This is a genomic window from Oceanobacillus bengalensis, from assembly GCF_003628445.1.
In the GTDB taxonomy this organism is placed as follows: domain Bacteria; phylum Bacillota; class Bacilli; order Bacillales; family Amphibacillaceae; genus Oceanobacillus; species Oceanobacillus bengalensis.
The window spans coordinates 1-23,139 of sequence record NZ_RBZO01000033.1 but is presented as its reverse complement, the minus strand read 5'-3'; the positions used below and the strand labels follow the sequence as shown (position 1 = coordinate 23,139).

23 protein-coding genes are annotated in these 23,139 nt (G+C 36.2%); 4 read left to right on the top strand and 19 right to left on the bottom strand.

The features are described from left to right. Positions 1-19 precede the first annotated feature (19 nt). The gene (locus tag D8M05_RS20300) at positions 20-175 is read left to right on the top strand and encodes a type I restriction-modification system subunit M N-terminal domain-containing protein (RefSeq protein ID WP_220667597.1); all 156 of its coding nucleotides are present in this window, start codon (positions 20-22) and stop codon (positions 173-175) included. Positions 176-716: 541 nt separating this feature from the next. On the opposite strand, the gene D8M05_RS16660 is transcribed toward D8M05_RS20300, so the two are convergent. The 10 genes from D8M05_RS16660 to D8M05_RS16615 form a co-directional block, all read right to left on the bottom strand. After that, positions 717-2,147 carry an MFS transporter gene (locus D8M05_RS16660; RefSeq protein WP_121133840.1) on the bottom strand — a complete coding sequence of 477 codons (1,431 nt, stop codon included), beginning with the start codon at positions 2,145-2,147 and terminating at the stop codon, positions 717-719. 55 nt (positions 2,148-2,202) lie between these two features. Further along, the gene (locus D8M05_RS16655; RefSeq protein WP_121133838.1) at positions 2,203-3,687 is read right to left on the bottom strand and encodes an aldehyde dehydrogenase family protein; all 1,485 of its coding nucleotides are present in this window, start codon (positions 3,685-3,687) and stop codon (positions 2,203-2,205) included. Between the two features lie 15 nt (positions 3,688-3,702). Then, a complete protein-coding gene (locus D8M05_RS16650; RefSeq protein ID WP_121133837.1) occupies positions 3,703-5,451 on the bottom strand; it encodes a class I adenylate-forming enzyme family protein in 1,749 nt (582 codons plus the stop codon). A 52-nt stretch (positions 5,452-5,503) separates the two neighbouring features. Further along, entirely contained in the window at positions 5,504-6,676 is a 1,173-nt protein-coding gene (locus D8M05_RS16645) for an acyl-CoA dehydrogenase family protein (protein ID WP_121133835.1), read from the bottom strand. A gap of 19 nt (positions 6,677-6,695) precedes the next feature. Next, complete coding sequence (locus tag D8M05_RS16640; RefSeq protein WP_121133833.1) at positions 6,696-7,871, bottom strand: acyl-CoA dehydrogenase family protein; 1,176 nt, start codon at positions 7,869-7,871, stop codon at positions 6,696-6,698. 15 nt (positions 7,872-7,886) lie between these two features. Continuing rightward, complete coding sequence (locus D8M05_RS16635) at positions 7,887-8,306, bottom strand: Zn-ribbon domain-containing OB-fold protein (RefSeq protein ID WP_121133831.1); 420 nt, start codon at positions 8,304-8,306, stop codon at positions 7,887-7,889. A 14-nt stretch (positions 8,307-8,320) separates the two neighbouring features. Then, positions 8,321-9,484: a thiolase C-terminal domain-containing protein gene (locus D8M05_RS16630; protein ID WP_121133829.1), complete on the bottom strand. Its 1,164-nt coding sequence runs from the start codon at positions 9,482-9,484 to the stop codon at positions 8,321-8,323. A 29-nt stretch (positions 9,485-9,513) separates the two neighbouring features. Next, a complete protein-coding gene (locus D8M05_RS16625; RefSeq protein ID WP_342772278.1) occupies positions 9,514-9,936 on the bottom strand; it encodes a MaoC/PaaZ C-terminal domain-containing protein in 423 nt (140 codons plus the stop codon). Continuing rightward, a complete protein-coding gene (locus D8M05_RS16620) occupies positions 9,933-10,376 on the bottom strand; it encodes a MaoC family dehydratase N-terminal domain-containing protein (RefSeq protein WP_121133827.1) in 444 nt (147 codons plus the stop codon). The genes D8M05_RS16625 and D8M05_RS16620 overlap by 4 nt, the downstream gene beginning before the upstream one ends. Positions 10,377-10,715: 339 nt before the next feature. Beyond that, a complete protein-coding gene (locus D8M05_RS16615; RefSeq protein ID WP_183072839.1) occupies positions 10,716-12,776 on the bottom strand; it encodes a helix-turn-helix domain-containing protein in 2,061 nt (686 codons plus the stop codon). Positions 12,777-13,019: 243 nt separating this feature from the next. On the opposite strand from D8M05_RS16615, the gene D8M05_RS20775 reads away from it, so the two are divergent. The 3 genes from D8M05_RS20775 (at position 13,020) to D8M05_RS16600 (ending at position 14,951) form a co-directional block, all read left to right on the top strand. Then, on the top strand, positions 13,020-13,322 hold the full coding sequence (locus D8M05_RS20775; RefSeq protein WP_121133823.1) for an SDR family NAD(P)-dependent oxidoreductase: 303 nt from the start codon (positions 13,020-13,022) through the stop codon (positions 13,320-13,322). Further along, entirely contained in the window at positions 13,322-14,212 is an 891-nt protein-coding gene (locus D8M05_RS16605; RefSeq protein ID WP_121133821.1) for a glucose 1-dehydrogenase, read from the top strand. The genes D8M05_RS20775 and D8M05_RS16605 overlap by 1 nt, the downstream gene beginning before the upstream one ends. 244 nt (positions 14,213-14,456) lie before the next feature. After that, entirely contained in the window at positions 14,457-14,951 is a 495-nt protein-coding gene (locus D8M05_RS16600) for a YusW family protein (protein WP_121133819.1), read from the top strand. 413 nt (positions 14,952-15,364) lie between these two features. Here the strand turns inward: D8M05_RS16600 and D8M05_RS16595 are convergent, their stop codons facing one another. The 9 genes from D8M05_RS16595 to D8M05_RS16560 form a co-directional block, all read right to left on the bottom strand. Further along, positions 15,365-17,572, bottom strand: a complete 2,208-nt coding sequence (locus D8M05_RS16595; protein WP_121133817.1) for a YhgE/Pip domain-containing protein — start codon at positions 17,570-17,572, stop codon at positions 15,365-15,367. 336 nt (positions 17,573-17,908) lie between these two features. Then, entirely contained in the window at positions 17,909-18,541 is a 633-nt protein-coding gene (locus tag D8M05_RS16590; RefSeq protein ID WP_121133815.1) for a hypothetical protein, read from the bottom strand. Position 18,542: 1 nt separating this feature from the next. After that, the gene (locus D8M05_RS16585) at positions 18,543-18,968 is read right to left on the bottom strand and encodes a permease prefix domain 1-containing protein (protein ID WP_121133813.1); all 426 of its coding nucleotides are present in this window, start codon (positions 18,966-18,968) and stop codon (positions 18,543-18,545) included. Beyond that, positions 18,965-19,294 (bottom strand): PadR family transcriptional regulator, encoded by a 330-nt coding sequence (locus tag D8M05_RS16580; RefSeq protein WP_121133811.1) that lies wholly within the window; start codon positions 19,292-19,294, stop codon positions 18,965-18,967. Before D8M05_RS16580 ends, D8M05_RS16585 begins: the two co-directional genes overlap by 4 nt. 130 nt (positions 19,295-19,424) lie before the next feature. Beyond that, positions 19,425-19,583, bottom strand: coding sequence for a nucleotidyltransferase domain-containing protein (locus tag D8M05_RS20295; protein ID WP_183072838.1), 159 nt, complete (start codon positions 19,581-19,583; stop codon positions 19,425-19,427). A gap of 700 nt (positions 19,584-20,283) precedes the next feature. Beyond that, complete coding sequence (locus D8M05_RS20290; RefSeq protein WP_183072837.1) at positions 20,284-20,439, bottom strand: hypothetical protein; 156 nt, start codon at positions 20,437-20,439, stop codon at positions 20,284-20,286. Then, on the bottom strand, positions 20,433-20,810 hold the full coding sequence (locus tag D8M05_RS16570; protein WP_121133809.1) for an iron chaperone: 378 nt from the start codon (positions 20,808-20,810) through the stop codon (positions 20,433-20,435). The genes D8M05_RS20290 and D8M05_RS16570 overlap by 7 nt, the downstream gene beginning before the upstream one ends. A 775-nt stretch (positions 20,811-21,585) precedes the next feature. After that, a complete protein-coding gene (locus tag D8M05_RS16565; RefSeq protein WP_121133807.1) occupies positions 21,586-22,776 on the bottom strand; it encodes a spr1629 family repressor/antitoxin in 1,191 nt (396 codons plus the stop codon). A gap of 21 nt (positions 22,777-22,797) precedes the next feature. Next, the gene (locus tag D8M05_RS16560) at positions 22,798-22,995 is read right to left on the bottom strand and encodes a hypothetical protein (RefSeq protein ID WP_121133805.1); all 198 of its coding nucleotides are present in this window, start codon (positions 22,993-22,995) and stop codon (positions 22,798-22,800) included. Positions 22,996-23,139: the final 144 nt, after the last annotated feature.

The window sequence follows — 23,139 nt, the reverse complement described above, 5'->3', positions numbered from 1 at the left end:
AATATTAGGAGAATAAAACATGGCAGAAAATAAATCAACAACGTTATATCAGGCATTATGGAATTCAGCGGATATTCTAAGATCGAAAATGGACGCAAACGAATATAAGCGTTATTTACTAGGCTTAGTCTTTTACAAATACTTATCGGATAAGATGCTGCTTCATGCAGCCTGATTATTAGAAGAACCAACAACGGATTTTACGACTGCGCAGAACCTTTATGAGGAAGCGTTTCATGATGAAGATGTGAAGGACGATTTTCTTGGGGAATTGCAGTACGATTTTTCATACACAATTGAACCAAAGCTAATGGTTCAGGGACCTATAGCATATGAAAGATGATCACTCTAATGACTTCTCAAAGTACAGCAAAAAAATCACTGAGATTATAGCTCCATAAATTATATTGCTAAACATCCAAAGTCAAAGGTATCTTTGGTGAAGAGGAATACATTACCACAATTATAAGAAACGACTTAAAAGATGAAATGCCTGAGGCTCATACGATTTTGTATCATTGTAAAAACCTAGGAAGGAAGTACATACTTTTTAGGGAGAAATGAAACAGTAGAAATGAAATTTAACGTTTAAGAAATTTATGTTAAGTACAGAAAATAAAATATAAGGAAATAACAACCATTTTCTTGTTGTATTTCCTTTCCTAATGACGAACAACCTCACTGCTCGCCAAGTCTGGCACTCCCACACTAAAATCCTATACTAACTTTTCTTCTTTTGCATTTCCTTCTATATCTACTTCTGTATTTTTAAAACCAACCACATTCTTCGGTATAAAAAGAACAAATAGTAAGGTAAAAACAGAGAAGACGGCAAGAATTAAAGTTGTTGTTGTAAAAGCCTTCATTCCATTTCCTCCTACAGAAAATAATGCGAACATTACAATGGCAAATGAAGCTCCTACACGTTGAATGGTAGTTTCAATGGTAGAAAATGTAAAAGTAGTAACTCCAATACGAGATTTATTTGCTTTTGCTAAAACTACTGCCTTATTAGCTGGCCCAATTAATCCAATACCAAGTCCCATTAACGCTAAACAGGAAGCAATATAGAAAATGGTTGTATTTTGATTTGCAAATACAATTAATACCGCACCACTAATGAGCATACATGCACTAAATGCGATAGTAAAACGAGGAGAGAATTTTATCATCCATCTTCCTACAAAGTAATTACCTACTGCCGTGGCACCAAATATAACAAGTTGCATAAGTCCAACCAAAGTAGATGGCTTCCCTTGTATATCTTGCAGGAAGAATGATAGTAAATACATAACTCCAACGTAAGGCAAGAAAACAAAAATCGAAAGTACGGATGGTACCCAAAAATGTCGATTAGATAGATAACTTATATCTAGTAGAGGCTCTTTCTTCTTTTTTTCAACAAGTACTAAGAAGAAAAGTGCAATAGCAAAAACCCCAAGGGATGGAAGCCACATCACCGAATTATATCCATAACCATTTATAAACGTCGGTATGGTTAAAAGTCCAATTAATACAAGGAGCATTAATAATACACCTTGAAGGTCAAATGTTTTCGATTTATCTCCTTTTACATTAGGTACTGTAAAAACAATAACTAAAAACATTGCAGCTCCTAAAACTCCAGTCAGCCAAAAGCTCGATTCCCAACCTAAAGTATCTACAAAAATCCCAGCAATTGTTGGTCCTGCGGCTGCTCCGACAACACTATAGACTGCAGCTACACCGAGTCCCTTTCCACGCTTTTCCTCTGAAAAAAACTTTCCAACATATGCAAACCCTACAGGGATTATCGCTGAACCAGCAAGTCCTTTGAAAAAAAGACCCAAGATTAAAACCCAAAAAGTAGGGGAGATTGCAACAATAGCCGATCCAATTGCCATAAAAATAAAACCAACGAGCACGATAAATTTTTGGCCTAAATAATCACCTAGCCATCCAAACAAAGGTTGAAATCCTGTCATCCCGAATGCAAAACCCAACTGCATCCATGCAGCATAACCCGCTCCTAGTTGAAATTCCCCTACCATCGCGGGATATGCAGGTAAGTGTGTTGCTAACGCAAGTGAAGTTACAAGTAAACCAATACAAATAATATAAAAGGATCTCTTTGTGGACTTTTCATCTATCGTTAAGTTTTGATTCATTTACATTTCCACCTTTCTAAAAATAGGGCAACCAATTACAATTGCCCTCATTTTCTTAATTTATTTCAATCACACACGATTTCTCACGCGTATAATCTAGGATAGAATCCTCACCATATCCACTTTGTTTAAACCCTCTAAACGGAAGGTCAGCACCTACTCGGCCATACGTATTTACCCATACGTTTCCAGATTCAATATTACGAACCATGCGATGTGCACGACCTAAATCAGTTGTCCATACCCCAGCACCTAAGCCATAATTCGTATCATTAGCAATCGCTAAAGCTTCCTCTTCTGTATCAAATGGAATAACCGTTGCAACAGGTCCAAAGATTTCTTCCTGACAAATTCGAAGAGCGTTTGAGTCTACTTTAATTAACGTTGGCTCTACCCAATAGCCGTTTTCTATCGTTGAATCATTATTCTTAACAGCATCCTTACCGTATCGACCCCCAAAGACAATTTCTCCTCCCTCTTGTAAACCTAAATTAATATAGGAACAAACCTTTTCAAATTGGGCTAAATTAGAAACTGGGCCGGCCGTTGTTGTAAGGTCTAAAGGATTTCCAAATCTTACCGTTTCATTATTTGTCATTAGTTTCTTCATTCTACTTAACATGTCATCGAAGATAGATCTTTGAATAAGAATTCTCGAACCACCTACACATATTTGTCCACTAGAACCTGTATAGATACTATATAAGGTGATTCCTTCTGCGGTTTTATCTAAATCAGCGTCTTCAAATACAATATTTGGTGACTTGCCTCCAAGCTCAAAAATAAGTGACTTAGGGTCTTGTGCGGATGCATGTGTAATTACTCTAGCTGTACCAATAGAACCTGTTAGACTAACCTTACTAATATCTTTATGTGAAACGAGTTCATCCCCGATTTCCGTCCCTAAACCAGATATAACGTTCACTACACCTGGTGGCAAAATTTCCTGTAATAATTCACCATATCGTAAGGAAGATACAGCCGCATGCTCGGAAGGTTTAATAACAATCGTGTTTCCACCTGCAAGTGCATATGCAGCTTTTATTGTAAATGTGAAGAGTGGTGAATTCCATGGAGTAATTCCTAATACAACACCTAAAGGTTCTCTAACGGTATATCCAAAACTGTTCGGCCCCATTTGTACCGTTTTTCCTTGGCTGCCAATATTGTTCGCCTCACCTGCAGCATCATACCAAAGCTCTGTTAAACTAGGAATAAGTCCATATTTCGTTTCTCTTAATACCCAGCCATTGTCCGTAGTTTCAAGTTCTGCTAACTCATCTGCATGTTCTGCCACGAGGTCACCAATTTTTCTTAAATAATCCCCTCGGGTTCTAGCTGATAGATTAGACCATTTGGAAAAGGCTTCCTTCGAGTTTTGGACAACTGCATCTACCTCATCTTTTGAACTTAATGGTATTTTCGCCCATACTTTCCCCGTCGCAGGATTCATACTTTCCATTGTCCTTCCAGAAGCAGATATAGAAGTCTTCCCACCAATTACATTACCGAATGTTTTCATTTCAACTTTACTCGTCATCCAAAACAACCTCCCTTATTTTTCCGTAACCTCTAATTTCTTTTTCTCTTGATCTCTTAAAACGCGTTTAAGAATTTTCCCTGCCGGGGTAAGTGGTAGCTCTTTGACAAATTCAACTTCTCTAATCTTGGAGTAATGTACGACGCGATTATTCACGAACTCCATTAATTCTTTTTCACTAACTGGGTGATTTGGGTTCATGACGACAAATGCTTTAGGAATTTCTCCTACTCTTTCTGAAGGCTTACCAATAACAGCAGCATTCACAACAGCTGGATGTTGAAATAATAAATCTTCTAATCTAGTTGGATAGACATTATATCCGTTATAGATCAACATATCTTTCTTCCTGTCAACAACCGTTAAGAATCCATCCTCATCTAAAACCCCAATATCTCCGGTATGCAACCAGCCATCCTTTAGTACTTCCTTCGTTCCTTCAGGGTTCTTATAATAGCCCTTCATGACTTGCGGACCTTTTACACAAATTTCCCCCGATTTACCAACAGGCAAAGCCTCTTCACTTTCCCCATCACTTGATACGATTTTAACTTGTGTATCATATAAAGGGTGACCAACGCTTCCTAACTTACGGAGACCAGATTGGAATGGTATAGTACTGGAAACGCTTGATGTTGCCTCTGTTAACCCATAGCCTTCACCAACAGTTGCATTTGGAAACGTTTTCATTATCAACTTCATTTCTTCCTTAATAAGTGGAGCGGATCCAGAACCAACATTCCTTATCGAATCAAAGTTATACTTCTTCACGTCTGGATGGCGACACAAAACATTCCACATGGCAGGCGCACCAGATATATGCGTAACTTGATATCTCTCTATATCCTCGAGAAATTTTTCAGGGATGAAACGATCAATAAGAATAGTGGTGAAACCTAAAATAATCGGATACATAATAGAACCAAAAACACCAGAAACATGAAATAAAGGGGATGGACTTAATAACGTTCCAGTTCCTATTAAACTAGAATAGTTGGACAAATATCTCTCTTTATCCTTTTCCACTTCCTCTAAGATAAGCCCGCCATTATCCAATTCTTTCGGTAGAGCCGCATATCCCCAAGCAGTGTTTTGAAGAATACTATTTACTAGATTTGCATGAGTTACCATTACCCCCTTGGGTCTTCCTGTTGTTCCACCAGTATAGGCAATTTGGATAAGGTCATTTTGTGGATCAATTCCTGCATCAAATTCTTCTTCTGTACTTGCCCGTTTTAATTCCGCAAAACTATACCAGTTTTCTTCATAATGGCTCATATCAATCGGATCTTTATTGGTAAACATCTCCTGATTCCCTGTAACAATAACCTTCTCTAATTTCGTTTCAGAATATGTGCTTTGAATAACATGAGCCAATGACTCATTTGTAATAACAATCTTCGTGTCTGAATTATTTAATTGATAAACGACATCATTCTCTGGCATATATGGATTAATTGGTGAATAGGTTGCACCACTAAGCGCAATCCCATAGAAAGCTACTATATATTGTGGACATGTTGGTAGATGGGTGGAAATGACGGTTCCTTTTCCAACCCCCATTCTGCGCAAGGCATTTGCAAAGCGTAATGATTCACGATAGATTTCCTTATATTTAATTCTTTGATCATGATAAATATAGGCATCTCTATCTGGGAATCGCTCTGCACTACCTTTCATAACGGCACCAACAGCCACATTCGGATAATCAAGACTTCTCGGCATATCTTGATTAAAAATTCGATCATCATTCCAATTGTTCATTTTTTCACCACTACCTTCCCTTTTAAAAAAATATATCCGTTTCCAATTAACATCATTTAGATGTTAATTGGAAACTAGGTTTTTCATCACTCCATCTTAACCCCTTTGAAACGTCTTCTCGAAATTGAGAAATGGAACCCATATAATTTTCATAGAATCTTGCTCGTTTCAAAAATAGATGACAATCCATTTCCATCGTAAAACCAATTCCACCATGATTTTGGATATTATGAGATGCAAGCCTGATGTTTGCTTCTGTCGCAAAAGCACGTGCACTGTAAATCGCAGCTTCTTTATCCTGTTGATTCGTGTCTAATGCCCAATTCGCATAATGGCTTAAAGACCTTGCTGTTTCTAAATCGAGTTTCATATCTACAATGCGATGTTTAATTGCTTGAAAGCGTCCGATTGGTTGACCGAATTGTTCACGAATTTTGGCATACTCAGTAGACATTTCTACAATATGGTCCATGCTTCCTACAAGCACAGAACTAGTGGCAGCATGTAAATACAGTAACCCTTCTTTTAATGCGCTACATCCTTGATTAACTTCTCCAAGCACATGTGTCATCGGTACTTCCACATTTTCAAATGTTATTTCCGTTACATTTCGCGTTTCATCTAATGATGACAACGTTTTCAAATTTGTCACTTCACTAACATCGATAAGCACCAAAGATAAACCGTCCCCATTAACACTTTTATCCGCCGTTCTTACGATTAACAATAAACTATCAACATGATTTCCATCAGGAACAAGTGTCTTAACTCCATTAATGACAAGGGAATTCCCTTTCACTTCCGCCTGACACGCAATGACATCAGGGTCATAGCTTTTATTCGGCTCCACCCACGCTACAGAAAAAGACCTCTCACCCGCTGCTATTTCCGGCAAGTATGTTTCCTTTTGTTCCCTCGTGCCATATTTCTCCAATAACGGTACAACGAAAGCCATTGTTTCTAAATAAGACCCAGGCAAAACGGCTCTACCAAATTCCTCTAGCACTGGGACGAGGTCTAACGCCCCAAGTCCAAGTCCACCATATTCTTCTGAAATAGTAATACCGGTGCAACCAAGTTCTGCTAATTTCCTTTGTAATTTTAAAAATCCACTTGTATTCCCGCTGGTAAATTCCCGAGCAACCATCGTTTGTCCTGCTTCATTCAGACATTTACGCACATAGTTACGAAACATTTCCTGTTCTTCATTTAAAGAAAAATCCATCCTTTTCACCTCTACTTCCCTATGCTCTCAGATCTTTAGGTAATCCTAGTACCCTTTCACCGATTGTATTACGCTGGATTTCGCTCGTTCCTCCCCCAATCGTTGTTCCATAAGAGTATAGATATTTCTCTTGCCACTGGGAGTTGAATGGAGCATCCTCCTTCCAAAGAATTCCATGAGGGCCCTGAATACTCACCGCAAATTCAAACATTTCCTTTGTCAGTTCACTTACTAACAATTTATCAATGGAACTTTCCGCGCCGGGCTGACCATTTTTTAGTGTATTGGTTAGATTTCGATAATAATTAAGAATAGCTCCCCTTGACCGAGCATATAAATCAGCCATTTTTTGTCGAATAGTTGCATTTTCTATTAAACTTTCCCCGTCAACTTTGTATTCTTTTGTCATGGCAACTAAATTATTAAATTGTTTCTCTAGGGTAAATACCTCAGCCCCTATTCCAGCACGTTCATGAAGCATGAGAGAAATCATCACTTGCCAGCCTTTATCCACCTCACCAACAATATCCGCATCATAACAAACTGCATCTGTCAAATACACTTCATTAAATTCCTGCCTACCGTCTAATTGAACGATTGGTCGCACTTCAACTCCTGGTTGATTCATATCTAATAGAAATACAGTAATTCCCCTATGCTTTTTCCCCGGAACCTGACTAGTTCTAGCCAAAAGGAAGCAACGATCCGCAATATGGCCATAACTAGTCCAAACCTTTTGACCATTAATCAGCCATTTATCTCCATCTTTAACCGCACTTGTTTTGATAGCGGACAAATCAGAACCTGCATTTGGCTCCGAGTAACCTTGACACCAGATTTCCTCGCCAGTTAATAACTTCTTAATGTAACGTTCTTTTTGTTCTTCTGTCCCTATTTGCATTAATGTAGGACCAACCATGTGTATCCCGACGTAATTAATAGTTGGAGGAGCATCGGCACGGACCATTTCCTGATGATAAATAATCTCCTGCATTAACGTCGCATTTTTACCACCATATTTTTCTGGCCAAGTAATTCCTGCCCAACCCCCTTCTGCTAAAGTCTTCTGCCAATCTTTCAGGAAGGAAATATAAGCTTCTTCTTCTTCTGGCCAAGACGTAGGTAAGTTTTCTTCCAACCAATTTCTTAATTCAAGACGAAATTTTTCTTCTTTTTTTGTGAACGAAAAATCCATTCATATGCCTCCTTTCTATTCAATTATTTTCCATTGCGGGAGTGCCCTGTCATCCGTAATATCCTCCCAGACCATCTTTACAGTCTTTCCTATTTCAACTTCTTTGGCTTCACAGTCGATAATGTTAGCGATAATTCTTACATCTTTTACATTGTCTAATTCAACTTGTGCAATTACTAATGGGATATCGTTTTGAAATCCTGGTAGAAAAGGTCGATAAGAAATAATGTAGGAATAGACCTTTCCTTCCACATCACCGCCAAAATTCTCCCATGTTAAATTAGTACTTCCACATTTCGCGCAACCAGGACCAGGCGGATGATTATAATTCGAACAGTCGCTACATTTTTGTAGTTTCAATTCATGATGATCTGCCGCGTCCCAATAAGGAGCATTGTCGATATTTTTCAATGGTATCGGTTTTTGATAAGTCATGATTTTCCCTCCTACTAGTTTCTTAGAATCATTGCACCAGCTATATCCGGCCCCGCCCAACCAGTACTAATTCCAATTTCACAGTTATTCACTTGCCTATCTGTTGCGCCGTATTGATGTCTAAGCTGTCTGACAATCTCTAAAACATTATTCATTCCATGTGTATATCCTTCTGAAAGCATTCCGCCTGCAGTATTCGTTGGTAGTTTCCCATCTATACGAAGATTACCTTCTGCAACAAAATCACCAACTTCACCACGAGGGGCAAATCCAAATGCTTCTAATTGCCGTAATACGACCCAGCTAAAACAGTCATATATAGATGCCACATCAATATCTTCTGGTTTTACACCTGCAGATCGATAGACTTCAGGAGCAACATAATCTGAAGCAACTTGAGATAAATCAGACCAATAATGGGAATGTGGATGACACTGTCTTGAAGACATCCCCATAACATATACCGGCTTTTGCTTGCAATCCCTAGCACGTTCTGCTGTCGTAACAATTATGGCATTTGCCTCATCTGACTCAAGACAGAAATCGTGTTTCGTAAATGGATAGCTCAAATGCGGTGTATTCAAATAGTCATCTATTGTTAACGGTTTACCATGGAAGAAGGCCTTTGGATTTCGTTGTGCATATTCGTAGAAGCTCACACATACATGGCCAAGATGTTCTTGGGTAATCCCAGTCTCGTACATATGCCTTGTTGCAAATAAACCGAACCACTGTCCAGGACTTGCAGCACCATACGGAATAATATAACTTCCCCCATCAATATTTTGCTGAAGCATATTCGAATCCCATCCACCACCGCCCATACGACTTCCCGAACGGCCATTCATGGAGCGGAATATCAATACGGTATTTAATTCACCTGATTCAATGAGTGAGATGGCATCTGCTATTAATAATTCCGTACTACTTCCACCACCCAAAATATCTTTTACATATTTTGGACGGACCCCTAAGTTCGTCGCTAACTGATGAGATGTACAGGAGTCATTTTCGTTATAACTCATAAACCCATCAATATCTTTCGCCGCAAGTCCAGCATCTGAGATTGCCGCTTTTGCAGCATCTAGCGCAAGATGTAAAGGGGTAACTCCAGAATTTTTGGACCTCTCACTTTCCCCTACCCCGACTATTGCGTAGCGATCTGTAATTTTTGACATGATTCACCCTCCATTTTTACTCACCTATTCTAGGAAAATCTTAATTCACACTTCCCAGTTCCAACTACTTCTTCTGTTGATTTTTGTGCTCTGAGCTGTATACTTACAAACTTTTTTCCATCCTTTTCAAAAACCTTTTCTACTTTCCCTGAACATGTAATCACATCACCCGGCCTACTCATCGCTCCAAATCGCATACGAAAATTAGTTGGTTCAGCAATTTCTCCAGCAATGTTCATCATGTACTCGCCCATAAACCCCATAATTAGCATGCCATGAGCAATGACTCCATCCATCCCGATTTGTTGTGCGAAAGCATCATCCGTATGCAGTGGATTAAAATCCCCAGAAGCCCCAGCATATTTTACTAATTGAACCTTGGTAATCGCAGGTTTTGTAAGCGATTGCAATTCCTGCCCTTCTTGTAAAGAATTCATATCTATGGCTATCACGACTTCTCACCTCGATAAATAATGTTCATCCTATTAACTGCCACCATCTGTCCACCTTCATCCTTCATTTCTGTGTCCACCACTAAGAATTGCATTTTTCCACTTTTTCCTTCTTTCTCATAAAGGTCACTTATATTCCTTTGGCAATACAGGCGGTCCCCTAATTTAATGGGACGATAGTTGATGAATTCTTGTTCCCCGTGGAGCATCCTCCGCTCATCTAACTTAATTGGTAACTCCGCACCTTCCCCAGAAAATGCAACAGAAAAAGTAGGTGGAGCAATAACGCTGCCATATTTTGTTTGTTCAGCATACGCTTTATCCGAATATAAAGGATTTGGATCACCTATCGCATCTGCAAATTGACGAATATGTCTGAACTCTACATCAAAAATAAAGACCTCTCCAGAAAGACCTACAACACTTGAATCTAAATTCATTTCTTCCACCTCTCTATCTATTTTTTGATTAGTTATACTTTACCTTTTGTAAAAAAAAAGGCTTTGTAATTTTTTTTCTTTAAATTAATATATTATTAGAAAGTAAAAGGAATAAAGATTAACGGGGAAAGCATATGGCACAAGGGTTTAGAAACAAGGGGATTTATTTTATGTGCATCATAACCCCGACAACCACACATCATAACCCCGAATATCCATCAGGATAACCCCGATAAAGTAAAAAATTGATTTAGTGGTTTTACGGTAATTGAAGGAATGTTTAAAGAGAAAATAAAGCAAATTAAAAGAAGCCTCTATAATAAAGAGGCTTCTCTTCGTTTAATCGTATATAGAATTTTTTTGGAGCCAGGTAATTAACCTTCGTTGAACATGACTTGATGGTGTTTTAGCTCCTCGTTCAATATTACTTAAATAGGAAGTTGATATTTCCAATTCTTCTGCTACCCGTTGTAATGAAAGACGTAAAAGGGTCCGTGTTTTTCTTATTTGCTCACCTAATACTCTTATTTCTACTTCCGGATTAACCGAAACTAACTCAGCCTTAGATTTTTTCTTCCGCTTCCATTCAATGGATCGATACTGTTCTATAATTCTTTCGGAGGGCATGATTTGTAAAGTAGAATTCTTCCATATATGAGCCCACCCTTTATAAGATGCAATATCTTCCTCCCATTTTTCATACTGCCAAGATGAAATTAACCCATCTGCTAAAAGTCTATCCAAAGCCTGTTCCATTCTGTCTCTACTCCTTGATGGTACCCTCTTGTTGATTTCAAGGCCTACTACCTCTAGCAACGTGCTCATTTTATACGGCTTAAAATACTCCGCTTTTCTTGCTTGTGTTCTCCATCTCCAGCTAAGATATCTTATTAATCTCTTTTCTATCTTTTCTTTATAGGGATTGTATTGTAATGTTTTCATTGGTAACAAAGCCACTTGCCTTCCAGAACCAAATAGGAATTTTTCAAATACATCCCCGACCGTATAATATAAGTTACCCTCCAATGATTTCTCATCTATTTCGTATTCCTTATTATTTTTATCTTTAAACGCAAATATCCTTCCTTTAAGGGATACATGCTCCGGTTTCCCATTTGCATAAATAACGACTTGATCGATATCAAGCCATAAGCTTTGTATTCTTGAAAGCGATTTCAAAATTTCATAACGCTGGCTTTTTTCATAACCACCTCGTCCACCATTTCCACCTAGTTTTGGTCTCAAACCACGTAGAGACAATAAATAATCAATGCGAATTTCTACAACATCTTTATAGTGTCTAGCATTCGTTAAATAGTAAGCGCATAGTGCATCAAGAACGTCTACATCTAATTCCGAAAGCTGTACTACTTGCTTCCAAGACATATTGGCTAAATGCCTTTCATTTTCATTCGATGTTATGGAGGGCATCATTTTCACTGAACCAGTTAGTTGACCTTTACGAAGCAATGCGGTCGGCCATGGAGATGAATGAACGGAATCAAAAGTATTTTGTGAAAGTGCTTCTCGAGTAGATTGATAAAGGGAATTGCTCATTACTTCAAGGTTGCCTTTGTTTACGACATGATAATTTTTCCTAAACGATCGTTCCGAATACACTTGGTCTGACTGAATATGAAGCAGAAACTCAAACTTCTGTAGTGATAACTGTTCTAAATCCATAATCTTTACTATCTTATTTATCCATTCCTTCGTATAATGATTAACAATCTCTAGAAATCTCTGTTGAAATTTCCTATTTTCCTTAACGTTTTTAGAAAGAAAATCTAAGAATCGTTCATTTAATTCTAGTTTATCCATTTTACGTAATATATCATTTCCAATAGAGTACTCCATATCTTGGAAAGTCCATTCGATTAAATGTTCATTAAAGAAATTACAGAAATCTTCCCAAACCATGTTGTCTTTTAGAAAGGTGCTTTTCTTAAGGCTGGTATAAAACTTTTGAATAAGAAAATGAATATGCTCCCGGTCCTTGAGCTTTGGATGAGTAGTTGCAGACATGCCACTATATTCTTCATATCTCTTTATCAAATAAAGTACAATATTCCTTGCGATTCTAAGGACTAACTCATCTCTAGCTGTATACCGCAATTCAATAAATAATTCCTTATTTTCTTGATATGTACTGTCCCAAACAATATAGGTAGTAGTCCCACCAAATTCACTATAAACTTGAAGTGCTGTAAATTTAGGAATTTCTCTTTCTATTTGAGATCTAGTATCATCAGCATTCAATTTTTTACTTTCATAAATACATATAACATGGAATTTGCTTATTTGACTGGACCAATTAGGATTGAACTTATTGCTGTTTTTCAATTGAACAGAAAAATCCCTATCTGTCCTAGAGTCCATGTTTTTCTTCCTATCATTCAAAACGAAGACCCCCTTTAATAATCTCAGTAACTTATCTAAAAATAGATTATTTTTAATTTTGAATTTATAGAATAATCTTAACATGATACTTTAAAATTTAACAGCCCTTTAATGAATTCTATTATTTGAATCTTTAGTGTACGTTGGCGCGCTAAGATTCATTTATTTTTTTCGAGTGGTTTGAATTATGCAACAGAAGCAGTCACTCTCCCTAAAATTCACTTTTAAAAGGAGATGACAAGATTGGGTAAATTACAAGATAAAGTCATTATTATTACTGGCGGTGCTGGTGGAATCGGCAACGGTATGGGGAAAGCAATGGAACAAGAACTACAAACAATATCTCCAAAATCCATGTTCCTTCAAGCTAATTTAATGGATCGAGATAATCTTGGACAAATTGTCACTACAGTAGCTGAAAAATACGGGAAACTGGATGTATTAGTCAACAATGCTCATGCATCTAAACAAGTAACATTTGAAGAAACAACTCAAGCTGACTTAGACCTGTCATTTGGCACAGGATTTATCCTACATTTTAATTAATGAAAGCTGCACTTCCATATTTGAAAGAATCAAAAGGAAATGTAATTAATTTTGCATCTGGTGCTGGATTAGAAGGTCACGAAACACAAGCAGCATATGCAGCAACTAAAGAAGCCATTCGTGGTATATCACGTGTGGCTGCAAATGAATGGGGTAAATTCGGTATCAATGATAAAGTAGCAATTATTACTGGAGGAGCACGTGGAATGGGCGCTTCTCATGCACGATTGTTAGTAAAGGAAGGCGCTAAAGTAGTCATTGCAGATATTCTTGAAGAAGAAGGACAAGCATTAGCTAAGGAACTTGGAGAAAATGCGAAGTTTTTAAAACTTGACGTAACAAAAGCAGCAAATTGGAATGAAGTTATTGAAGAATCGGAAAAAGAATTTGGCCCTGTAAATGTATTGGTCAACAATGCAGGCATTAGCATGAATAAATCCATTGAAGAAATAACGGAAGAAGAGTACAGAAGAATCATCAACATTAATCAAGTTTCTGTATTTCTTGGTATGAAGGCAGTTACCCCATCAATGAAAAAAGCAAATGGTGGTTCGATTGTAAATATTTCATCCATGAATGGCCTTGTTGGCGGTGCGATTGGATATACGGATACAAAATTTGCGGTACGAGGAATGACGAAAGCTGCTGCACTTGGATTAGCTCATTATGGTATTCGTGTAAATTCGGTTCACCCAGGTGTAATCGAAACCCCAATGATCGTTCAAGAGGATTCCAAAGATGTAATTAAAGAATTTGCAAAACACATACCAACTAGAAGAGTTGCAAAACCTGAAGAAGTTTCAAACCTTGTTTTATATCTTGCTTCAGATGAATCAAGTTACAGTACTGGTTCCGAGTTTGTAGTTGATGGAGGATTAACTGCACAATAGGAAACAGGCATTAATAGAAACTTTGATCAATCCTTAGAATTTGGATAAAGTAACACAGAAAAAGACCTCTCTAATTGTTCTAGAGAGGTCTTTTTAAATCCATTTTCAAGCCCGGTATTTCGACAAATACTGGGCAACAAAACGTTTTGTCAATCGTAGCGTCACTCTATTTTGTTTATTCTACTTCCACTTTGGAAATAATAAAACTTATAAATTTGAATAGAGATAAAGGAGTGCTATCAGGATGAAAAAAAGAATATTTTGGATAGGGAGTTTCATGATTTTATCGATATTACTTGTTGCTTGTGGTGATAATGATGAAGTGGAAAATCCCCCACAAACCGCTACAAATGAAGATCAGCAACAAGCAGATGAAAACAACACAAACTCGACTAACGATACAGATACTAACACAAACACCGGATACGGTTTTACGAAATTTGATCTTGATGCAGATTATGAAGATACAAATGATGCTCTTGATGTCGACTATGAAAATGAAAAGAATGACAAAATGGAAGCATCCTATCTAGATAAGTCACAAGATATCGATTTAAACGGTGATGCAGCAATGGAAGAACTGGATAGTATATTTTCTTCCTTTACCTTTGATGAAGGTACACCAGAGGAAGAAATTTTAAATACAATTACAGAGGCATTTAACATACCTGAAGACGCACAAAATATCGAACTAGAGATCCAATTTACTAGCGGAACCGAGAAAGAGTATAGGAAGTAAATTTAAAACAGGCTTGAAACTATAAGCCTGTTTTGAATCTTTTCTGCTCATGAATCATATCATAATCAACAAATTTAGCATAAATACCTGGTCAAGGTCGAGTAGGAAGGAACCTCTCCAAATGTTGGATTGTGTTCCTCCCCTCTCAGAACCGTGCTTGCAGTATTGTCGGGAGAGCTGGGGTCATACCCATTTGTTGACTTATTTTAGAAAAATCATCATCGACGGACAAGGAACCTGTCTCTAAGTCTATCGCGTACTAAGGTTTCCCAAATAAAAATAATAATAATCCCCTCTTACAAGACTAAACTAGCGCAGCGTGGATTGTCCCACTTCTATAAATTTTCCTTAACATGATTTGCTGATATATATCCGAATACGGTAGTTGGTCCTATAGTAGAACCCCCTATCCCCTAATGAAAAAGCCCTGATTCCTTTGACTTCTGTTTTAACTTATTTGTGCTCTTATTAATCGCTTCTTTCAGAAATACGCCTAAGACAAGTGCCAGTAATCCAAATAACAATATAAATAATACATCGTGGAATACCCTATCCCAAACAATACCCCCTACCGCTTCACGCATAAGGTCAATTGCATACGTAAACGGTAAGAAAGGGTTAATTACTTGAAAGAATTTCGGAAGTAAGACAACTGGATATGTTCCACCAGAACCGGCGATTTGAAGCACTAGTAAAATGATAGCAAGTGCCTTACCTACATCACCAAAGACAGATACCAAAGTATAAACAATTATTATAAATATAGAACTGCATAGTAGCCCAAATAGAACAAACCAAAATGGCTCTTTTACTTCTACTTGAAGTAAAAAGATATTCCCTAAGGTTACAATCAACGTTTGGAAAAATCCGATGCTCATAAATGTGAGTAATCGTCCAAAATAGATTTGTCTTCCTGTATAGGCTTCCGTTTTGTGTATATCTGTTGATAATAAAGAAATTAACAACAAACCTCCTACCCAGATTGCTAGCACCGTATAAAATGGAGTCATTCCAGTTCCATAATTCGGAATGGAAAATATTTTATTTTCATTTAGTACAACTGGTTCAGCAAAAAATCCCCGTTCTGCTTCTGGATCATTTTGCAAGAGTTGAATAATTTCATTGATATCCGTCTCGCCTTGAATATTTCGTACTCTTTCTGCTAACTCATTCACTTTATCATTAACATAAGGAAATTCTCCACTAACATGTTCGAGTGTCTCTTTCCCCGCTGACAAATTATCATCCGTCCGTGACAACATATTCTCCACGTCAGGTATTGTTGATTGTATCTCTTCCAATATACTTCTCGCATCAGCTAACGTTTCTTTTGCACTCGCTACTTCTTCTTTTACAGTTGGTTCTATCGTTTCCTTATATTCCTTGACAAATGCATCTACCTGTTCATTGACCGTTTCTGTACGTTCCTTCATGCCAGAAAGTAACCCGTCAACTTCTGTTTGTTTGTCTTCTATAAAGGAATCTATTGCATTTGCCTGTTCCTGTAATTCACGTAAGTTTTGTTCTATACTTTCCAATTCGCTTAATGTATTGTTGATTGTATCTTGGTTACTATTAGGTTCTTCCAAAGAATTATTTTCTTGCTCATTAGACTGCTCCTTGTTTGCATTGTTTTGCTCTTGAAGTTGAACAAGTGCATCCTCAATGGTGTCGATTGATTGTAACGTATCATCTATTTGTCCATTTAAAGCATCACTTATTTGACTTCCATCAGTTAGATCAATCGTTGTAGAATCTGTGTTGCTTACAAACTCATTTGTTTGCGATAACATACTCTGAATTTTTGCTAAGTCTTCGTTTATCCTTGGTGCAATTTCATTCAAGCGATCTTCAGCATCTTGTAGAAATTCGGTCGTATTATCAATGGTTTGCAACCCACTCCCTGTTGCCTCTTCAACTCTTGGAATCAAACCTTGTGCTTTATGAATTAAATTATCTGCTTGACCTGCATCCACAATCGTTTCATCTAATATTTCATGTATTTCCGGTAGTTTTTCTTCCAATAAAAAGATATAGTCTTCAAACTTTTCAATATCAGGCAAGTTTTCCTCTAATTCTATACCTATATCATTAAATACATCAAAAATAATTCCATTAACAGTTGAAATAAAATTACTGCTGATTTGTTCAACAATCACACTTGCACCTTTTTCTGTGATTTTAGGTGCTATGGCGTTAACTTTCTCATTTACATAGTATTCTATATCGGCTTTTTCTGGTTGGTCACTAATTACTGTACCCAATCTTTCAGAAAAATTTTCTGGGATAATAATAACTGCAAAATAATCTCCATATTCTAATTTATCCAATGCTTTTTCACGATTTACAAACTGCCAATCCATCGATTTATTATCTTGCAACGTATTTACTAAATCTTCTCCAATATGAATCTCTTGCTCACGTACAATGGCACCTTCATCTTCATTCACAATGCCTATCGGAATTTGATCTGTTTGGCCATATGGATCCCAAGAGGCTTCAATATTAAACCACGCATAAAGTGAAGGTAGTAGGATTAATCCACCAATCAAAATGGCGGCTACCCAGTTTTTACTAAGATTTTTTAAGTCATTAAAGAATATATTCAAACTTGCTTTCATACTGATACCCCTTGTCTTAAGATGAAGTTACTAAGCAGACTAACTTATTTAATATATTAAATATATATCTTTCCCTATTTCCGTCAATTTCTCCTTATAAGCGACAAAAAATTCCTACCTGTAAATACAGATAGAAACATAGGCTTGCGAAGAAATTAGAATTACAATATGACAAAGGCGAGAGAATATTTGAAGGAAATATTACTATTATATCATGAAAAGACTTCTATGTTGACCCAACTACGAATGATGATTTTTCAGATGCGAGCCAAAAAATCGATTCGGCAATTTTTTCTGATTGCGTAAAGCGATGTAACGGTTGTGGATTTAGCACAATCAAACTTTCCTTCGATAGTAGAAATAATACATGCTGAGCGGCCACCATAATACGACAAAAATCGGGTAAACAGCCCAGATAGCATTTGGTGAGAAGAACGCATTAACACTGATAAAGAATAGACTGATAAATAATGCAGCATTCAAGGAAAAGGTAAAATAAGTTTTTTTCTTGATGTGGTATAGGCAAAGCGGCCACCATAAGATTGCGAATGCTGGGAAAATGGCCCACGGATATGTTGGGGCTAAATAAATATTTAAGGTAGTGTAATATAAAATAAATAACATACTTATCGTGCTTGCAACAAACATATTTTTATTCCGTTTTCCAAGAATAGAAATGATCGGCCATAGAACAATAGGTGCAGCAGCATATAAGACCCATGGATAGCCTGGTGTTTTGGTATAATTCTCCATTACTAAGAAGACTAAAAGGATGAAACTAGCGACAATCGAAAACAGGATGTGTTTTTTCTCAAAGGTGCTGTAAAGTCCAAGCGGTAATAATAACAGCAAAACGGTAGGATAAATAAACCAAAGATACTCCTCGCTTGTTAAAAAATTTACCACGATTAAAAACAGAATGGTTAATACACAGCCTGAAGCAACAAACCCCCATTGGTATTTTTTCACGTTACTCACCCCTTTTTACTTTTGACCATCTATAATACATCGATAAGGGCCACCATAGTACAGCAAACGTTGGATATACAAACCAGATCACCTGAGGAGAATAGTACAGATTAATAAAGACAAACAATCCAATAATCAACAAACTACCCCAAATCGAATATTCTAAGCTTAATTTCCGATTTTTTAAAACACTGGCTTGCTTAACAGATACTTCCACTGAAACCCCAAGTTCTTTTTTTAAATCATCAATATCTCCGAATTCCACAATTGCTTTATTTATAGCATCTTCTTCTTCTTTCCCCTGTTCCATTAAGTCCCAGACCTTTTCTTCCAGGTTTTGCAGAACCTCTTGCATAATAACCTCTTTTCGATCACTATCTGGTATGTCCTTAAACAAATCATTTACATGCTGGGTTAACTTTTTCAATTGAATCCCTCCATAAATATATCAATAACATCCTTCGTTTCTTTCCATTCTTCAACCGTTTCTTTAAAAAAGACTTTTCCTAGAGTGGTAATGCGGTAATACTTCCTTTTACCGCCCTTCGATTCACTACCATAATACGATTCAATCAACTCTTTTTTCTCCAATCGTTGAAAAACAGCGTACAACGTTGCTTCTTTAATCTGAAATCGCTCATTAGTGCGCTGACTAATCTCCTTCGATATTTCATAGCCATATCTATCCTTTTCCAAGATTAACCGCAAAATAATGGAATCCAGATGCCCGCGAATAATATCACTTCTAATCAAGTTGTTCCTCCTTTCCCCCAAGTACTTTGTCACGTAGAGTTCTATCTGATAGAGTAATTATATTCCAATGTACTCTATCTGTCAAAGTAATTTTTCTATTTACATAAAATTTACAAAGCAGGTTGCCAAATCAGATGGAACTGGTTCCACCACATTCTCGGCCTATATCAGATCCTCTTTTGTAATTCCCCATTGCACGACTTCCAAAAATTACCCCACATTCTATTTCAGCAAATTTGGCTAGGGCATTATTTATATAACGTATATCACTATCCAGTAGTCCAAACATATTATCTTTCCTCTAGTAATTTTTCATATAAGTTACCCACTAAAAGTAAAAATTGTTCCTGTATTTCTTTCACTAACTTTTCTGCTAGATCTTGATCATAAAATACATCAAACATTCATTTTGACGAATATAATCCATAATTCATGGTTTTAATTGTATAAAAAAAAGACACGGAACTATTCCCTGTCTCACCTTTTGCAATCATAATATTTAATGATTTGTGCGCTTAGATTAGATACCGGTGGACCGTTCTCTACGTAATACACACAATTAATAGACATTCTTCTGTGATAATGTTTTGTGCAGATGCGATAAAGCTTGAGCTTGGAAGTAAGAGGGGGGTTCAATTTATTAAAAAATAAGAAAATGCCGCCTTTATCTCTTGGTATGAGATGGAAATCAATAAATCCATATATATCTTTAAGGTTTTCTTTAAGAGATATCTCAAACTTTTTCTGCAGCTTCATTCCTTCCATGACGTCGTATGTTCCAAATACATCACTCACTTCCAACAAAATCGCATCAACGCCGATTAGTTCCAACCAATTAGATTCTAAGTATAGAAATTCATTCTTGTGTTTTTGAAGGTAATCAATCGGCTGTTCTAAAAAAAAGAATGATTCTATAGAGAGCGTTTCTTCTGTTCCTTTATCACATCTTTCAATAGATGCATCTAGGAACCGTGTAGTAGGATCTTTTTCTAATTTGAAATTAATTCATATTTCTTAATATGCTCTTTTTTCTCTTGATATGTTTCAAGCTGTAACGAGCGTGCAGTTTGTTGCTCTTCCCTCATCAATTCTGATGAAATGTATTGTTTCATTTGTTTATGTAACATATGCCTACATATTAACAAGCCGTATCCTCACCAGCGCGCCACATATCAATGGAATTATGGATAAATTGTTCCAATCCCGTTTCTTCAATCTTTATTGATTTTTTGACACGAATGCAGCCTTTTCCATAATGATAGCCCGCTAATAGGGTTTCTGCATTTTCTACCTTATCTATTGTACCCACATAGAGGCTGACATAATGTTTCTGCGCGTTTAATGCAAAGACATAGTTATCGTCTTTACCATAATTCAACATCTTATAGCGAATCACCTCTTCCAATTCAGGTGCATAAGCTAAAATCATTTGCCTGATCGCGAGCAGTTTCTCTTTTCGCCAATCGTCTTCAAGCAATTCCAAATATTCCTCAGGATTCTTTGCATCATATTGCATGTTGAAGTCACTCTCCTACAATTTTAAATTTAACTTTTAGTTTATAGGAAATTTGCTATCTACGCATCTACAAGGTCTTCTATACATTCTATCTGCAATACTCAGCATATCCTTGATAAGTAAAAACCAACTTATACATTAAAAGAGATATTACTATAATTCCTTGTGTAAAAAATGTGTAATATGATTTCAAATCCTACCTTTTTTATCTTTTTCCTGTATACAAAAAACACTCAAAAACATTGATGTATCAACATTAGTGAGTGTTTTAATTTAACTCGTTTATAATTAAAGATACCAGTGGTCGCGATATAACACACTCTCTAAACCCTTGATATATATGGGTTCTTTAAGGTCTCATGAAAAATTTGTGTAATATTATATTTGATTTACTAGTAAATCTAATGTGCTTTATTAAAGTACTTCTACATTCATACATAATTCTTTTAATGCGCTCTTTTTCTCTCATATATAATCATCCGGTTAAATATTTTATTGTACCTTCTTTATGTCCGTTTTTATTTACATATAATATTTTATACTATCTTGGAAATTCAGCGTTGAATTGATATTATTGAATAATTATAACTGATATTCTTTTTATATTTGTTTTAGCATACTTGTAATTCCTTTGGCTTTAATTAGAGACATATCAAGGACTGGATCTGAATCCCTTTTGATAAAATTTCTTGTAACTATGGTCTGCATATAGAAACAACAAGGACACCTAACAATAGATTCACTCTATTTTGGTGTCCTTTATTAACACAACTAATTACCCATTAGTTTTGATTTTTAGTTCATTCACAGTAAATGTTTTATCTTCCCTTTGCCGGTGTTTAATAAAGAATTCCTCTTCTATTCCAGACAACAGGCTTAAGAAGCTTAGATCAACTCTTAATTCCTCCATCAATTCAGAAACGGTATAGAATCCTCTATCGAAAAGTAACTGCAATATACTCTTCACCTTAGTTGGTCGATCAATCTTTATCCTGTCATCTAATGGCTCACTGGTTTTATAACCTTTTTTATTAATAACCATGTAAAAATATCGATATTGCTGATAATCGATAACACCTAATTGAAAGGCTCTTATAGCAATCGCTTGTAAAGAGACCAACCATTTTTGTTTTATATCAAGATATGAATCTGGATTAGATTTTTTTTCTATATGTTTACAGTCCTCTAGAAAAAAGTCTTCCGGCAAAAGAAACTCTGAAGCAAAATAATTCGCTTCATCTTCCAGAGTACGATATTCTTTTTTGTCTTGCATGGCGAACTCCACTTTATAGTGTAAAAGTAAATGTCCCAGTTCATGTGCTAAATCAAAATTTCTTCTCACAGCAGACTTTTTTAATGATCCTAAAATGATATATGGTCTATTATCTTCTGTCCATAAGCTATAAGCATCAATGTTTTCGACAATCCCCTTTTCAAACACAAATGCTCCTGCTTTTTCTAGCAAGAAAAGAAAATTATTATTAGAGTTTTTACTTAGACCTATCTTCTGACGTGCTAATTTAGCAATAGATTTAATTTGGCTATTCCTTTCCATTTCTGGATGGTTTTTTAAGAAATCAATCGTTTCGTTTCTCAACTCTACTAATGTATTACTTGGATAACTTATTCTGCCTTCAATTCTTTTTAAAAAAGCATCAATAAATCTAACCTTTATTGTTTCACTTTGTGATTTACTTAAAGAATTAATGGTGTCCGAACGGTAGGCAATATTTTCTACATGAATATTGTTCCTATCAGATTGATCAAGCATGTCATTCTTATAAAAATATGATGATTTCACATAAAAAATAGCTTTTAATTGGTTTACGACTTCTAATTTTGGAGATACGTATCCATTTTCATATTGCCAAATAGCCTGTTCAGTAACGCTTATTTTATCTGCCAACTGTTTTCTACTCAAGCCATGGAGTATCCTAATGTTGGTCAAACTTTTTCCAATGAACACAGGCTATACCTCCTTGTATGTTTAACCTTCTTTATCTTTTTCTTCCTCGTCCCCATTTATGCCAATATTAAATTTAAATGCATCATAATTATCATTGACATCATCACTATTGGATAAAATTTCTTTTAACTCATCATCAATTATCACACTATTAGATGCATTAATATAATTAGTCAGATTATCGATGAAATATGCTTTATTATCAACTGGATTTGGCATAAACAAGGATATTTTAGAAATTATTGTTTAATGCATAATAAAAGTACAGAGTATTGCAACCAAAATGTTAGAAGGTTGCACAAATAAAAAAGGCTTGCCAGCCCTAACAAAATACCCTACCGTTAATAGCGACTAAACAAATTA